The 14,087-nt window shown below is 60.3% G+C and carries 11 protein-coding genes; 3 read left to right on the top strand and 8 right to left on the bottom strand.

Annotated features, from left to right (window positions below):
* Positions 1-6: 6 nt before the first annotated feature.
* The 4 genes from ltnD to QRN20_RS11870 form a co-directional block, all read right to left on the bottom strand.
* The gene (gene ltnD / locus QRN20_RS11885; protein WP_004880277.1) at positions 7-912 is read right to left on the bottom strand and encodes an L-threonate dehydrogenase; all 906 of its coding nucleotides are present in this window, start codon (positions 910-912) and stop codon (positions 7-9) included.
* A 308-nt stretch (positions 913-1,220) separates the two neighbouring features.
* Positions 1,221-2,042 carry a DeoR/GlpR family DNA-binding transcription regulator gene (locus tag QRN20_RS11880; RefSeq protein WP_004880275.1) on the bottom strand — a complete coding sequence of 274 codons (822 nt, stop codon included), beginning with the start codon at positions 2,040-2,042 and terminating at the stop codon, positions 1,221-1,223.
* Positions 2,043-2,147: 105 nt separating this feature from the next.
* Positions 2,148-2,921 carry an L-iditol 2-dehydrogenase gene (locus QRN20_RS11875; protein WP_058430658.1) on the bottom strand — a complete coding sequence of 258 codons (774 nt, stop codon included), beginning with the start codon at positions 2,919-2,921 and terminating at the stop codon, positions 2,148-2,150.
* 33 nt (positions 2,922-2,954) lie between these two features.
* The gene (locus QRN20_RS11870) at positions 2,955-4,262 is read right to left on the bottom strand and encodes an ABC transporter substrate-binding protein (RefSeq protein WP_088234399.1); all 1,308 of its coding nucleotides are present in this window, start codon (positions 4,260-4,262) and stop codon (positions 2,955-2,957) included.
* A gap of 309 nt (positions 4,263-4,571) precedes the next feature.
* Here QRN20_RS11870 and QRN20_RS11865 point away from each other — a divergent pair, with 309 nt between their 5' ends.
* Positions 4,572-5,495, top strand: coding sequence for an AraC family transcriptional regulator (locus QRN20_RS11865; RefSeq protein ID WP_285360405.1), 924 nt, complete (start codon positions 4,572-4,574; stop codon positions 5,493-5,495).
* A 25-nt stretch (positions 5,496-5,520) separates the two neighbouring features.
* Here the strand turns inward: QRN20_RS11865 and QRN20_RS11860 are convergent, their stop codons facing one another.
* Complete coding sequence (locus QRN20_RS11860; protein WP_025995662.1) at positions 5,521-6,777, bottom strand: cation:proton antiporter; 1,257 nt, start codon at positions 6,775-6,777, stop codon at positions 5,521-5,523.
* A 304-nt stretch (positions 6,778-7,081) separates the two neighbouring features.
* Positions 7,082-7,414: a DUF2790 domain-containing protein gene (locus QRN20_RS11855; RefSeq protein ID WP_004880266.1), complete on the bottom strand. Its 333-nt coding sequence runs from the start codon at positions 7,412-7,414 to the stop codon at positions 7,082-7,084.
* Positions 7,415-7,656: 242 nt separating this feature from the next.
* On the opposite strand from QRN20_RS11855, the gene QRN20_RS11850 reads away from it, so the two are divergent.
* Both QRN20_RS11850 and QRN20_RS11845 read left to right on the top strand, forming a co-directional pair.
* On the top strand, positions 7,657-7,881 hold the full coding sequence (locus QRN20_RS11850) for a hypothetical protein (RefSeq protein ID WP_025995661.1): 225 nt from the start codon (positions 7,657-7,659) through the stop codon (positions 7,879-7,881).
* Positions 7,882-8,212: 331 nt separating this feature from the next.
* The gene (locus QRN20_RS11845; protein WP_058430656.1) at positions 8,213-9,538 is read left to right on the top strand and encodes an OprD family porin; all 1,326 of its coding nucleotides are present in this window, start codon (positions 8,213-8,215) and stop codon (positions 9,536-9,538) included.
* Between the two features lie 65 nt (positions 9,539-9,603).
* On the opposite strand, the gene QRN20_RS11840 is transcribed toward QRN20_RS11845, so the two are convergent.
* Both QRN20_RS11840 and QRN20_RS11835 read right to left on the bottom strand, forming a co-directional pair.
* The gene (locus QRN20_RS11840) at positions 9,604-12,756 is read right to left on the bottom strand and encodes a CusA/CzcA family heavy metal efflux RND transporter (RefSeq protein WP_122413399.1); all 3,153 of its coding nucleotides are present in this window, start codon (positions 12,754-12,756) and stop codon (positions 9,604-9,606) included.
* A 24-nt stretch (positions 12,757-12,780) separates the two neighbouring features.
* Complete coding sequence (locus QRN20_RS11835; RefSeq protein ID WP_122413398.1) at positions 12,781-14,058, bottom strand: efflux RND transporter periplasmic adaptor subunit; 1,278 nt, start codon at positions 14,056-14,058, stop codon at positions 12,781-12,783.
* Positions 14,059-14,087 lie beyond the last annotated feature (29 nt).

The following is a 14,087-nucleotide window of genomic DNA, read 5'->3' as shown; positions in this document are numbered from 1 at the left end:
GGCTCCTCAGGCTTTATCGGTCTTGGCTTTCGGCAGTTCGATGCCCGGGAAAATCTTGATCACGGCCGAGTCATCCTCGCGACCGAAACCGGCGCTGGAGGCCTGCATGAACATCTGGTGTGCGGTGGCCGAAAGCGGCAGCGGGAATTTGCTGCTGCGGGCGGTATCCAGTACCAGGCCCAGGTCCTTGACGAAGATGTCGACGGCAGACAGCGGCGTGTAATCGGCATTGAGAATGTGCGGCACGCGGTTTTCGAACATCCACGAGTTGCCTGCGCTGTTGGTGATCACTTCGTACAGCGCGTCGGCATCGACACCTTCACGCAGACCCAGCGCCATGGCTTCGGCGCTCGCGGCGATGTGCACGCCGGCCAGCAACTGATTAATGATTTTGACTTTCGAGCCCAGGCCGTGGACGTCGCCCAGGCGATAGACCTTGCCTGCCATGCCGTTGAGGATGGCTTCAGCCTTGGCGTACGACTCGGCAGGGCCGGAGGTCATCATGGTCATCTGGCCGGAAGCGGCCTTGGCTGCGCCGCCGGAGATCGGGGCGTCGAGGTAAAGCAGATGCTGTGCAGCCAGACGCTCACCCAGCTCGACCGCGAAGGTCGGCGCAACGGTGGCGCAGCCGATCACCAGACTGCCGGGACGCAGCGCGGCGATGGCACCGTTCTCGCCGAACAGCACGGTTTCAGTCTGCTCGGCATTGACCACGACCGTGACGATCACATCACAGGCAGCGGCCATGGCCGCCGGGGACTCACAGGCAACACCACCTTCCTGAGCGAACGCCTCGGTCACGCTGGTGCGCACATCGCAGGCATGCACATTGAAGCCGCTGCGCAGCAACGAACGGGCAATGCCCAGACCCATCGCACCCAGGCCGATGACGCCAACATTCTTAGTGTTCATGCAGTAATCCTCAAAGTCAGTGTCCGCGCCTGTGAGACCGGCATGTGGACGTTATTGTTCTGATCTGTGAATTGGATAGTGGATCAATGAGTAAATAATGTGAAGTATTTTTATTTTTCACATAAGTTAACATCGATAGGGTTTTTCCATCGGGCAGGCTGGGGCGGTGACGCAGAGCGTCACAGGCACGATTATTCATACGACTTCAGCCCTCACGCCGATCGTTCCTACGCTCCAGCGTGGGAATGCATCTTGGGACGCTCCGCGTCCGCTTCCACAGGCGACGCGCAGGTGAGGGCGGGACGAACCTAGCGCTTGCCGCCGACCGGGGCGAGGAGCAGTTCGATGCGTTGTTTGCGGATGCCGTCGGCGGCAGCCTCGGCCAGGGCGGCGTCGGTGATGATGGTGTCGAACTGGTCCAGCGCGGCGACCTTGTACATGCCAAAGGTGCCGTATTTGGAGCTGGTCGCGACCAGCACGGTTTGCGAAGCAGATTGCATGGCAGCCTGCTTGACCTCGACTTTCAGTGCCGAGGGCGTCGTGGTCCCGCGCTGCAGATCCCACGAACTGGTGGACATGAACGCCACGTCCGTCGCCAGTTGCCGCAAGGTCGCAGCCGCCAGCCCGCCGACGCTTGAGCGGTTCGGATGATCGAGCAGGCCGCCGGTGTGAATCACATCCACGTGCCCGGCATCGGCCAGTGCGTTCACCACGCCAAAGTCATTGGTGACCACCGTCATACCCGACAGCGCAACAATGTGCGGCACGATTTCCAGCGTACTGGTGCCTGCGTCCAGATAGATCGTCATGTCCGGATGCAGCAGACCGGCCGCCAGTCGCGCCATGCCCTGCTTGTGCGGCAGCTCGACCACGGCCTTGGATTGATGGCTGGGCTCGCTGTGCACCTGACTGGCGATGCGCACCCCGCCTGTGACCGAATAGGCACGCCCTTCCTGCTCCAGCAACGCGATGTCGCGGCGGATGGTCATGTGCGAGCAATCGAACATCTCCATCAACTGATGCACGCTGAGCACCTGATGCTTGCGCAACTGACGCAGCATCAGCTCTCGACGCTGATCGGGAATCATCGGTGTGCCGCCGGAAATGGCGAGCTCCTCTTCGGTGGACATTGCAGCTCCTGTGCCTCGGTGATGCCGCGGATCACGACGTGCGGTCCGGGCATCTTAGCCAATCGCCCCGTCAATGGAAGTGGCGACCGGCTTTTGTTCACAGGATCAGCTCATCCAGTTGCCGCCATCCACGTTATACGTCTGCGCCACCACGTACTCGCTGTCCGCCGAGGCGAGGAAAATCGCCATGCCGGTCAGGTCGTCCGCCGTACCCATGCGTCCGAAGGGCACCTGTTCGCCGACCAGCTTTTTCTTTTCACCGAGCGGGCGGTTTTCGTAACGGGCGAACAACGCATCGACGCCGTCCCAGTGCTCGCCGTCCACCACGCCGGGCGCGATGGCGTTGACGTTGATGCGGTGTTTGATCAGGTCCAGCCCGGCCGACTGGGTCAGGCTGATGACGGCAGCCTTGGTCGCGCAATACACACCGACCAGTGCTTCACCTCGACGTCCCGCCTGGCTGGCCATGTTGATGATCTTGCCGCCATGTCCCTGGGCGATCATCTGCCGGGCAGCCGCCTGCAGCGTGAACAGCGCACCGCCGACGTTGATCGAGAACAGCCGCTCGAAGCTCTCGCGAGTAATGTCGACAATCGGCGCCAGATCGAACAGCGCAGCGTTGTTGATCAGGATGTCCAGCTTGCCGGTCTGCGCCACCACGGCAGCGATTGCCTGATCGATGGACGCCTGATCGGTCACGTCCATGCTGACCGCATAGGCGTTCGGCCCGAGTTCGTCTGCTGTGGCTTGTGCACGTTGCAGATTGATGTCGGCGATGGCGACCGTTGCACCTTCGCGGATATAGGCCTGCGCAAAGGTGCGGCCGATGCCACGGGCAGAACCGGTGATGAGCGCGCTTTTACCTTCCAGTCTTTTCATGATTCGTTATCCGTCTTTCAAAAGTGTGTCGGATTACTTGGGGTACCCGGCGCGTTTCATCTCGCGTTCAGTCACCATCTGGGCCGCGGCAAGGGTCTGCTCGACCGTGGTCTGCCCGGTCAACGCTGCGGTGAACAGCTTGCCGACCGAGGTGCCGATGGCCTGGAATTCCGGGATGGTCACGTACTGAATGCCGACGTAAGGCACCGGTTTGGCAGACGGATGCGCAGGATCGGCGTGCTGCATCATCTGCAAGGTCACCTTGGCGAACGGCGCGGCCTTTAGATAAGCCTCGTTATAGGTCGAAGTACGAGTGCCTGGCGGTACGTTGCTGATGCCGTCTTTCTCGGTCACCAACTGGATGTATTCCTTGGACGTCGCCCAGGTAATGAACGCCTTGGCGGCCTCTTTATGTTTGGAGGTGACGGGAATTGCCAGCGACCACGCGTAGAGCCACGACGAGCCCTTATCGGTGACTTCGGTAGGTGCAGGCGCAAAGCCAACGCTGTCGACGACCCGGCTCTGTTCCTTGTCGGTGGTGAACGAGCCCGCGACGCTGGCGTCCACCCACAGCGCACACTTGCCGCTGTTGAACAGGGCCAGCGTTTCGTTGAAGCCGTTGCTGGTCACGCCGGGCGGGCCGTACTTCTTGAGGGTGTCGACGTAGAAGTTTGCCGCTCTGGTCCATTCCGGGCTGGTCAGTTCAGGCTTCCATTGTTCGTCGAACCAGCGCGCGCCGAAGGCATTCGCCATGGTGCTCAGCAGTGCGATGTTCTCGCCCCAGCCCGCCTTGCCGCGCAGGCACATGCCGTACAGGCCTTTGTCGGGCTGATGCAGTTTGGCGGCAAACTCGCCCAGCTGCGTCCAGGTCGGGTGCTCCGGCATGGTCAGTCCGGCCTGCTTGAACAGGTCGGTGCGGTAATAGGTGATGGTGCTTTCGCCGTAGAACGGCAGGGCGTATAGCGTGTCTTTCACGGACAGGCCCTGACGCACGGCCGGAAAAATGTCCTGCAGGTCGTATTCAGGCGGCAAACCGGTAATCGGCTCAAGCCATTGCTTGGCGCCCCACAACGGGGTTTCGTAAGTGCCGATGGTCAGCACATCGAACTGGCCGCCCTGGGTCGCAATGTCGGTGGTCAGTCGCTGGCGCAGTACGTTCTCTTCCAGCACCACCCAGTTAAGCTTCACGTCAGGATGCTGCTGCTCGAAGATTTTCGACAGGCGCTGCATGCGGATCATGTCGCCGTTGTTAACGGTAGCGATGGTGATGGTCTCAGCCGCGTGGCTGACGAGGGCGAAGGACAGACCGGCAGACAGGAAAAGCGCTTTGTGCATCTTCATCGTCGTGCTCTCCACTCCGCGCCGCTGATGGCGGGAGTCATTGTTTTTGTTGTTGGCCGTGGTGTTTGTGAAACGAGGCTGCTTTACGGGAGGCAACTGCCACGGCGGAGACCCGATTACAGCAGCCAAACCGAACCCGGACAAACGCACTGCGGATGCCATTCCGATACTTTTTTAACCGAATGTCCTCCGGTCGTCCGAAATCAAAAAAGTATCAGTGCCGGTCGGTATCACCGCTAGCGAGAGTGGATCAGGCAGGCGTATGTTGATGCCTGCACGAAGCACCCATAACGATAAAAGGCGCCTGCAATGCCTGACAGCCGAGCCGCTCTTTTCGAGCAGCGTCCCGCCGAACTTGAAGTCATTCTTCCCGAGCCGGACCAGTGTTTTCGCTGGTACGAGCACGACTATCCCTACGCCCTGGCGCGCTGGAATCATCATCCCGAATTCGAGATTCACTTGATCCGCCGTGGCAGCGGCAAGCTGGTGGCGGGCGATTACATCGGCGGGTTCGACGCAGGCCATGTCGCGCTGATCGGCCCCGACCTGCCCCATGACTGGATAGGTGATCTGGCGCCGGGCGAGCATCTGCCGGGGCGCGACGTGGTCTTGCAGTTCGACGGTGCTGCGCTGCTGGCGTTGCGCAAGACGCTGCCGGAACTGGGCGAGTTGCAGCGTCTGTTCGAGCAGGCACGCCGTGGTATCGAATTCACGGGTGCAACGGCGGTGCGGGCAACGCGGCTCATGGAAGACATCGGCACGGCGCAAGGGCTGGAGCGGCTGATACTTTTTCTGCAGTTGATCAATACGCTGGTCAAGGCTCCGTCTCAGGAAGCTCATCTGCTGGCCAGCAGTTGCTACGCACCGACGCTGGACGCGCGCAGCGCCGAGCGGATCAACAAGGCGTTCGACTATCTGTTGAGCGAGTTGACCAATGACATTCGTCTGTCGGTGATCGCTCAGCGCCTGGAGATGACCGATCCCGGATTTTCACGTTTCTTCAAACGCAACACCGGTCACGGCTTCATCGACCTGATGCGAAAACTGAGAATTCAGCGCGCCTGCCGATTGCTGTTGCAGTCCGACATGTCGGTGTCGGACATCTGCTTCGAGGTCGGCTATGCCAACCTCTCCAACTTCAACCGGCACTTTCGCGTCGAGACAGGCCAGACGCCCAGCGATTACCGACGCGCCATGGCGATGACCCTGTTCAATACGGCGCGCAGCGCCTGAGGCTCCGCAACCGATTGCGACTCACTCAGTGCGCCGAGTCCTTCACCTGCGGCTCCCGCGTGACGGCCTTGACCAGTTTGCCGATGGTCAGGCCCTGCAACAGGATCGACAGCAGCACCACGATGTAGGTAATGCTCAGCAGCAGGTCGCGCTCCGGCCCGGTCGGCAGGGCCAGTGCCAGCGCAACGGAAACACCGCCACGCAAACCGCCCCAGGTCAGAATACGTATGGTGCCCTGCGGCACAGAGCGCCAGCGACGCAGCAGCAGAATCGCCGGTGCCACGGTGACAAACCTCGACAGCAGAATCGCCACGGCCAGCAGGCTTGCGGCAGTCAGGTGCTGCCACGAAAACGGCAGCAGCAACAGCTCCATGCCGATCAGCGCGAACAGCATGGCGTTGAGCATGTCATCCAGCAATTCCCAGAAACCGTCCATGTAACGGCGGGTCATGTCGTTCATCGCCAGATTGCGTCCCAGGTTGCCGATGATCAGTCCAGCCACGACCATCGCGATAGGGCCGGAAACGTGCAGCTCCGACGCCATCGCCGATCCACCGATGACCAATGCCAGGGTCAGCATGACCTCGATCTGATACTGCTCGATGCTCTTGATCATCAGGTACACGGCATAGCCGATCAGGCCGCCGAACAGCACGCCGCCCACGGCTTCGTGCACAAACAGCATGGCCGTTTCACCGACGGTCGGGGTTTCACCCAGTTGCGCGATGCCCAGCAACACCGTGAACACCACAACCGCCGTGCCGTCGTTGAACAGACTCTCGCCGACAATGGTGGTTTTCAGCGGCTTCGAGGCATTGGCGGTCCGCAACACGCCCAGTACCGCGATGGGGTCGGTCGGCGAAATCAGTGCGCCGAACAACAGGCAGTAGAGCGGGCTGACGTGCCAACCGAACAGGGCAAAGATCCAGTACGCCAGTGCGCCGATCACGGTGGTTGCGATCAACACGCCGAACGTCGCCAATAGCCCGATAGGCCAGCGGTAGCTGCGCAGGTCCGCCAGGTTGACGTGCAGGGCGCCGGCGAACAGCAGGAAGGACAGCATCCAGTTCATCAGCAGATCACCGAAGTCGATCTGGCCGATCAGTTCCTGAACGCGATTTTCCAGGCCCGGAAAGCCCATCAGGCTCAAGCCCTGCAGGATCAGCGAAAACATCAGCGCAGTGACCATCACGCCGATGGTAGGCGGCAGACCGATAAAGCGGAAGTTCACATAGGTCAGCAGCGAAGTGAGGCAGATAAAGGCAGCAACAAGTTCAAGCATCCGTCATTCCAGAGTCTGTGTATCCAGTTTCAATTGCGGCGTGGCAGAGCTACACCCAGGCAGAGTGTGATGGACCGGGCAGCGGTTCAGGCACATTGCCACAAACACAATTGGGGTTTGCGTTGACCACGCAACGACCTACATGTTGCAAAAAAACGCGGCAATCAGACGGGGTGACAGCAGGAGACGGAGCCCTGCGCAGGGGAAACAGACGCAAAAAAATCAGCCCGGACTGGGGTCCGGGCTGAGGGTGGGTGGAGCGTTGGGTTCAATGTAGCGGGGTGGCCTCCTGGCATGTCTGGAATCATTGGCTGTTACGGCAGCCGCTGAGAACCTGGTACTGAACGGTGTTCAGATCGCCTTTGGAATCCTGGTAAGTCATCAGTTTCGGCATCACGCTGCAGGTCTTGACGTCCGGCGACTTGCGGATGACTTTCGCGACATCCAGGTGCATCCCGTAATGGTATTCCTTGATTTCCGGCATCGGCTTGTTAGCGCGGGTTGCATATTTTTGCACGGCGGCCTGGTGATCCTTGATCAGGGTTTCTGCCTTGACTTCGTCTGAGGTGTAAGCAAAAGCGCTCAGAGGGGAAAGAATCGCCAGGGCCAGCAGCAGGGATTTAGCAGTAGTACGCATGTTCGTGTTCTCCGTTGTTTGAAAGTGAGCTCAATGTAACGGTCGGGGGTTAACGCGAACGTTACTGAATAATTACGTTTTTGTAAGTTTGGAGATTACCCGGTTTTTCAATGATTTTTCGTTCATGACAAATTTGTAATTTTCCGCTCACCTTCTTGTTAGTTAGTGGCGCGTAAGCTTGGCTCATTCCTGCAAAGCGCCCAGCGCAACGCAGGGTCCAGACATTAACGAGAGAAGAGGAAATGAAGATGAAACTGATTAAATCGATGATCTTTGCAGTCGCCGCCTTGTCCTTTACAAGCGCCTTTGCCGACGACGGCAACGAATTCGCAAGCACCGCTGCAGACAAGATGCGCATGGCCCAGGAGCAGCGTTTCCAGGAGCGTCAGGCCGCCAAGCAAGGTGAGCAGTACGTCAACTCGGATGAGAAATCCAAGTCTGACAAGTCCGACAAGACTGAAGGCTAACGCGTTTGGTTTGCAATGAGCAGCACCCTTGTTCGCCTTTGGCAGCTTTCCGGCTCCTTTGGTTGAGGCGAATGTTTAAGCGTCCTTCGGGGCGCTTTTTTTTGCTTTTTTAAAAAGCACAATATGCCAGTTGGCATATTGTATTAGTTTCGTATTTCTGAAGTGTTATTCTGATTTTAGTGCAAGTAGCGTTTCTTTCGGATTTGTAATCTTCTCGTCATCTTCGTGTTATCTCCGCCTCTTCAAGATTGTGCCTCACTGGCAGCCGTCTATTTATAACAACATGCCAGGTCGACACGTTTACCCGATCTGCCAAATGAACGGAGCGCACATGACTCAACGTAAAAGACTTTCCCTCGCCTTGTGTTCGACCCTCGCCGGGATGACACCCTTTGCCGCCTTCGCAGAAGAGCAGAAAGAAGGGTTTGTCGAAGGCAGCACGCTCAATATTCTCAACCGAAATTTCTACATGAACCGTGACCACCGCAATGGCGAGTCGAGCCCGACGGGCAGCGGCTACTCCGAAGGCTGGGCGCACGGCATCATGGGGCGGTTCGAATCGGGCTTCACCCAGGGCACCATCGGCGTCGGCCTCGATGCGTTCGCCATGGTCGGCATTAAGCTGGACACGGGCGACGGGCGAAACGGCCTGCAGACGCCGTTCTCGGTGATGCCTGTCGATTCGGATGGCAACGCCCGCGACGAATACACCAAAGTCGGCGGCGCACTGAAAGCCAGAGCTTTTGACACTGTGGTTCATGTCGGCGATGTGTTTCCAGTGACGCCAGTGGTTGCCTACGGTGATGCGCGTCTGCTGCCGGAAAGCTTTCGCGGCGTGACTGCCAGTAACACCAGCATCAAAGGCCTGACTGTGCAGGGTGGTCGCCTCAACGGGATGAGCCAGCCTGCATCCAGTGACATGAAAGAAGGCTTTTCCACGTTTTACGCCGGGCCGGTCGACTCGCCCTGGCTCGCGTACTTTGGCGGCGACTATGAAGCCACCGACAGACTGAACCTTTCGCTGTACACCAGCCGGTTGAAGGATGCCTGGGATCAGAAATACGGCTCGGCCTCCTACGTGCTGCCGATCACCAGCGACCTGTCCATGACCAGCAGCCTGAACTATTACAACGCGACCGACGAAGGCAAGCGCCTGCTCGGCGAGTTCGACAACGACATCTGGAGTGCCAGTGTCGGCCTGAAATACGGCGCGCACAGCCTGGCGGTGTCCCATCAACGCAACCAGGGCGACGACGACTTCGATTACCTGAGACTGTCCGACTCGATCTTTCTGGCCAACTCCATCCAGTACAGCGACTTCAACTCACCGAAGGAACGCTCGTGGATGGTCACTTACAACCTGGACATGACCACCTACGGCGTGCCGGGCCTGACGTTCATGACCCGTTACGGCAAAGGCACCGATGCCGATTACTCCAACGCCAACAGCACCTACATGCGCCGCGACGCGCAGGGCAACCCGCTGACCGACCAGAAACGCTGGGAGCGCAACATCGAAGCCAAATACATCGTGCAGACCGGCACCATGAAAGACCTTTCAGTCCGCGTGCGTCAGGCCACAACCCGAGCGACCGCGTTCGAGTCGGATCTGGATGAAGTGCGGGTGATTGTGGAATACCCGCTGAGTGTTCTCTGATTACTCGTCGACCAAAAAAACGCCCCGAGGGGCGTTTTTTTTGGTCTACGTCATGGCTCAGCCAGTCACTTGTCTTCCACCTCTTCCTCCTCCCGCCGATGCGCCCACTGATACAACGCTGGCAACACCAACAAGGTCAGTGCCGTGGACGAGAGAATCCCGCCGATCACCACAGTCGCCAGAGGCCTTTGCACTTCTGCACCGGTGCCTGTTGCCAGCGCCATCGGGATGAAGCCCAGCGATGCGACCAGCGCGGTCATCAGTACCGGGCGCAGGCGGGTGAGGGCGCCTTCGGTGATGGCGTCGTGCAGGGAGCGGCCTTCTTCGCGCAGGTTGCGGATGAACGAGATCATCACCAGTCCGTTGAGTACCGCCACACCTGACAGGGCGATGAACCCCACGCCTGCGGAGATCGACAGCGGTATGTCGCGCAGCCACAGCGCCATGACGCCGCCGGTCAGGGCGAACGGGATGCCGGTGAAGACCAGCAGGCCGTCCTTGAGGTTGTTGAACATCAGGAACAGCAGCGCGAGCACCAGTAACAGCGCAACGGGGACCACGATCTGCAGGCGTTTGGCGGCCGACTGCAACTGTTCGAACTGACCGCCCCAGTTGGTCCAGTAGCCCGTCGGAATCTGCACGCTGCTGTCGATGGTCTGGCCCGCGTCCTCGACGAATGAGCCCAGGTCACGGCCACGCACGTTGGCGCTGACGATCACCAGTCGCTTGCCGTTCTCGCGGCTGATCTGGTTCGGCCCCAGCACCAGATCGAGGCTGGCGACCTGCGACAGCGAGATGAAGCTGATCTGCTGGTTAATGCTGCCTGCGCTGGCCGGCACCGGAATCAGCAGGCTGGACAGTCCGGCCACGTCGGTGCGCAGCTGTTCGGACAGGCGCACCACCATGTCGAAGCGGCGATCACCCTCATAGAGTGTGCCGGCCTGCCGTCCGCCCAGCGCGGTGGCGATGGCGTCCTGCACATCGGCAACGTTGAGGCCGTAGCGCGCCGCCTTGTCGCGGTCGATATTGATGGTCAGCACCGGCAGGCCAGTGGTCTGCTCGACCTTCACTTCGGACGCGCCTGGCACCTTTTGCATGGCCGCGGCGATTTTGGCGGCAGTCTGGTTGAGCACGGTCATGTCGTCGCCGAACACTTTGACCGCCACATCGCTGCGCACGCCCGACACCAGTTCGTTGAAGCGCAACTGGATCGGCTGGGACAACTCGTAATTGCTGCCCGGCACGCTGGCAGCGGCCTTTTGCAACTCGGCGATCAGGGTTTCCCGCGACTTGTCAGGGTCCGGCCATTCGCTTTGCGGCTTGAGCATCACGTAGCTGTCGGAGATGTTCGGCGGCATGGGGTCGGCGGCAATTTCTGCCGTGCCGGTGCGCGCGAACATGCGCTCCACTTCCGGCATCTTTTCGATCACGGCCTTTTCGAGGCGCTGCTGCATGTCCACCGATTGCGTCAGGCTGGTGCCAGGCACGCGCAGGGCCTGCAGTGCGAAGTCGCCTTCGCTCAGGCTCGGGATGAACTCACTGCCCATGCGGCTGGCAGTAAAACCGGACAACACCATCACCACGAACGCCAGGGTGAAGGCAATCCAGCGATGCCCCAGCACCCAGCCGAGCACCGGCGCATAGCGCTGGCGAGCGGTGCGCATCACGAAGCCTTCTTCCTCCTTGACCTTGCCGGTCACGAACATGGCGATGGCCGCAGGCACGAAGGTGACCGACAGGATCATGGCACCCAGCAGGGCGATCACCACGGTAAACGCCATCGGATGGAACATTTTGCCTTCGACGCCGGTAAGGGCAAAGATCGGCAGGTACACGACCATGATGATCAACTGGCCGAAGATCAGCGGGCGTCGAGCCTCTTTAGCCGCAGCGAAGACTTCATGGAAGCGTTCGGCGCGGGTCAGCATGCGGCCGTGTTTCTGCTGCGCATGGGCAAGCCTGCGAATCGAGTTCTCGACGATCACTACCGCGCCATCGACGATGATGCCGAAGTCCAGCGCGCCGAGGCTCATGAGGTTGGCGCTGACCTTGTTGGCAAACATGCCGGTGAAGGTGAACAGCATCGCCAGCGGGATGACCATCGCCGTGATCAACGCAGCACGGATATTGCCCAGAAACAGAAACAGGATCGCGATGACCAGAATCGCGCCTTCGACGAGGTTTTTCTTCACCGTCGCAATGGCTTTTTCGACCAGATTGGTGCGGTCGTAAACAGTAACCGCTTCGATGCCTTCGGGCAGTGTGCGATTGATGTCGGCCAGTTTGGCGGCCACGGCCTGGGAAACCGTGCGGCTGTTTTCGCCAATCAGCATGAACACAGTGCCGAGGACTACCTCGCGACCGTTTTCAGTGGCCGCGCCGGAGCGCATTTCCTTGCCGATGCCGACTTCAGCCACGCTGCTCACCCGAATCGGCGTGCCCTGAACGTTGGCGATGACGATGTTGGCAATGTCATCGATGTTTTCGAGCTGGCCCGGTGCGCGGATCAGCAGTTGTTCGCCGCCTCGTTCAATGTAGCCCGCGCCGACGTTGGCGTTGTTGCGCTCCAGCGCTGCAACCAGATCATTCAGGGTCAGCTTGTAGGCGGCGAGTTTCTTGGGGTCGGGCGCGATTTCATACTGTTTGGCGAAGCCGCCGATGGTGTTGATTTCAGCCACACCGGGCACGTTGCGCAACTGCGGCTTGATGATCCAGTCCTGAATCACCCGCAGGTCGGTCGGCGTGTACGGCGTGCCGTCCTCCTTGCGTGCGCCTTCTCGGGCTTCGACGGTCCACAGGAAAATCTCGCCCAGTCCGGTGGAGACCGGCCCCATCATGGTTTCGACGCCTTCGGGCAACTGGTCCTTGGCAATCTGCAGCCGTTCGTTCACCTGTTGGCGGGCGAAGAACAGGTCGGTGCCGTCCTCGAAAATCACCGTGACCTGTGACAGACCCGAGCGCGACAGCGAGCGTGTCTGTTGCAGACCGGGCAGGCCGGCCATGTTGGTTTCGATGGCGAAGGTGATGCGTTGCTCGGTCTCCAGCGGCGAAAAACCGGGCGCCGAGGTGTTGATCTGCACCTGTACGTTGGTGATGTCGGGTACGGCATCGATGGGTAGTTTCTGGTAACTGGCGATGCCCAGCCCTGCCATCAGCAGGACCGCGAGCATCACCACGATGCGCTGTTCAATCGCGAATTTGATCAACCGTTCAAACATGAGGGAATACTCGTACGACGCAGGTCAATGGGCGTGCTCGGCGGAGCCTTTGCCCAGCTCCGACTTGAGAATGAAGCTGCCGGCGGCGGCCACTTGGGTGCCTGCGGCCAGGCCTTTAACGATTTCCACGTAGCCGCCATCGCTGCGGCCGAGCGTGACGGGCGTCAACTGAAAGCCCTCGTCGTTGCGCACGAACACCGAAGGCTTGTCTTCGACGGTCTGAATCGCCGACTCCGGCAGACTGACCGCGACCTGGCTCTGTTCTGCCGCCACATCGACCGAAACGAACAGCCCCGGTCGCCAGGCGCCGTTGGGGTTGGCGAGGGTGACGCGAACGGTGGCCGCGCGGGTCTGCTCACCCAGCAGGCTGCCGACATAACCGATACGGCCCTCGACGCGAGCGTTCAGGTCGGGTGCGCTGACCGAGACCGGGCGACCGACGATGACTTTGTCCAGGTCCTTGGGTGCGACGCCGAAGGTGGCCCAGACGCGGGACAGATCAGACAGCGTGAAGGCGTTGCTCGCGTCGCTCACCACTTCGCCGATGGCCAGGTGTTTCTCCACGACCATCGCGTCGAAAGGGGCAATCAGCTCATAGCGGTTGCCTGCGGTGGGGCTGACGCTGGCGCCGATGGCGCTGAGCTTCTGCCGGGCGTTGGACAGGCTGATGTCCGCTTCCTGAAACGCCTGACGCGCCTGCTGGTAATCCTGTTCGGCCGAAATCCGGTCTTCCCAGAGTTTCTTCTCGCGTTGCAGGGTCAGCCGCGCCAGTTCCTGGCGCCGCTGCGCCGCGTTCAACTCGCTGCGTTGATCGGAGATCTGCTGACTGGCGATGACGGCCAGCACCTGACCTTTTTTGACGCTCTGGCCCAGCTCGACCTTGACCGATTCGACGACGCCGCCGACGCGAGGCACTACGTGGGCGGTGCGGTCTTCATCAAAGCGGATTTCGCCGGGGAAGGTGACTGACGTGCTCATTGGTCGGGGCTCGGCGGCGACCAGTTCAATGCCGGCGGCCTTGATCTGTTCGGCGCTGAGCTCAAGGTGGCCTTCTTCTTCCTCGTGAGCGGGCTCCGCTTTGGCGGCGCCGTGCTGTTCTGGCTCGCTGCCATGGCTGTCCTCGCCATGTTCCTCGTCCGCGTGGGCTTCTTCGCCTGCGTGGGCGTCCGCCGATTCGTTGGCGTGCGTGTCCGGTTCAGCCTGGGCGCTGAAAGGCAGCAGGCCAGGCTTCAGGGTCAGGCTGCCCAGGCCAATGATGACCACCACCGCCAGGGCGATGCCAATGCTTCGTTTGTTGTCCATGGATGCTCCCGGCAATCATGTAGGTGCTG

It is taken from the genome of Pseudomonas sp. fls2-241-TYG-175 (assembly GCF_030209155.1).
Classification (GTDB): Bacteria; Pseudomonadota; Gammaproteobacteria; order Pseudomonadales; family Pseudomonadaceae; genus Aquipseudomonas; species Aquipseudomonas viridiflava.
This window is presented reverse-complemented; position numbering and strand designations above follow the sequence as displayed.

Bases quoted from the DNA above. Each gene is read 5' to 3' on its own strand.
- ltnD (WP_004880277.1), bottom strand. From the start codon at position 912: ATGAACACTAAGAATGTTGGCGTCATCGGCCTGGGTGCGATGGGTCTG.
- QRN20_RS11880 (WP_004880275.1), bottom strand. From the start codon at position 2,042: ATGTCCACCGAAGAGGAGCTCGCCATTTCCGGCGGCACACCGATGATT.
- QRN20_RS11875 (WP_058430658.1), bottom strand. From the start codon at position 2,921: ATGAAAAGACTGGAAGGTAAAAGCGCGCTCATCACCGGTTCTGCCCGT.
- QRN20_RS11870 (WP_088234399.1), bottom strand. From the start codon at position 4,262: ATGAAGATGCACAAAGCGCTTTTCCTGTCTGCCGGTCTGTCCTTCGCC.
- QRN20_RS11865 (WP_285360405.1), top strand. From the start codon at position 4,572: ATGCCTGACAGCCGAGCCGCTCTTTTCGAGCAGCGTCCCGCCGAACTT.
- QRN20_RS11860 (WP_025995662.1), bottom strand. From the start codon at position 6,777: ATGCTTGAACTTGTTGCTGCCTTTATCTGCCTCACTTCGCTGCTGACC.
- QRN20_RS11855 (WP_004880266.1), bottom strand. From the start codon at position 7,414: ATGCGTACTACTGCTAAATCCCTGCTGCTGGCCCTGGCGATTCTTTCC.
- QRN20_RS11850 (WP_025995661.1), top strand. From the start codon at position 7,657: ATGAAGATGAAACTGATTAAATCGATGATCTTTGCAGTCGCCGCCTTG.
- QRN20_RS11845 (WP_058430656.1), top strand. From the start codon at position 8,213: ATGACTCAACGTAAAAGACTTTCCCTCGCCTTGTGTTCGACCCTCGCC.
- QRN20_RS11840 (WP_122413399.1), bottom strand. From the start codon at position 12,756: ATGTTTGAACGGTTGATCAAATTCGCGATTGAACAGCGCATCGTGGTG.
- QRN20_RS11835 (WP_122413398.1), bottom strand. From the start codon at position 14,058: ATGGACAACAAACGAAGCATTGGCATCGCCCTGGCGGTGGTGGTCATC.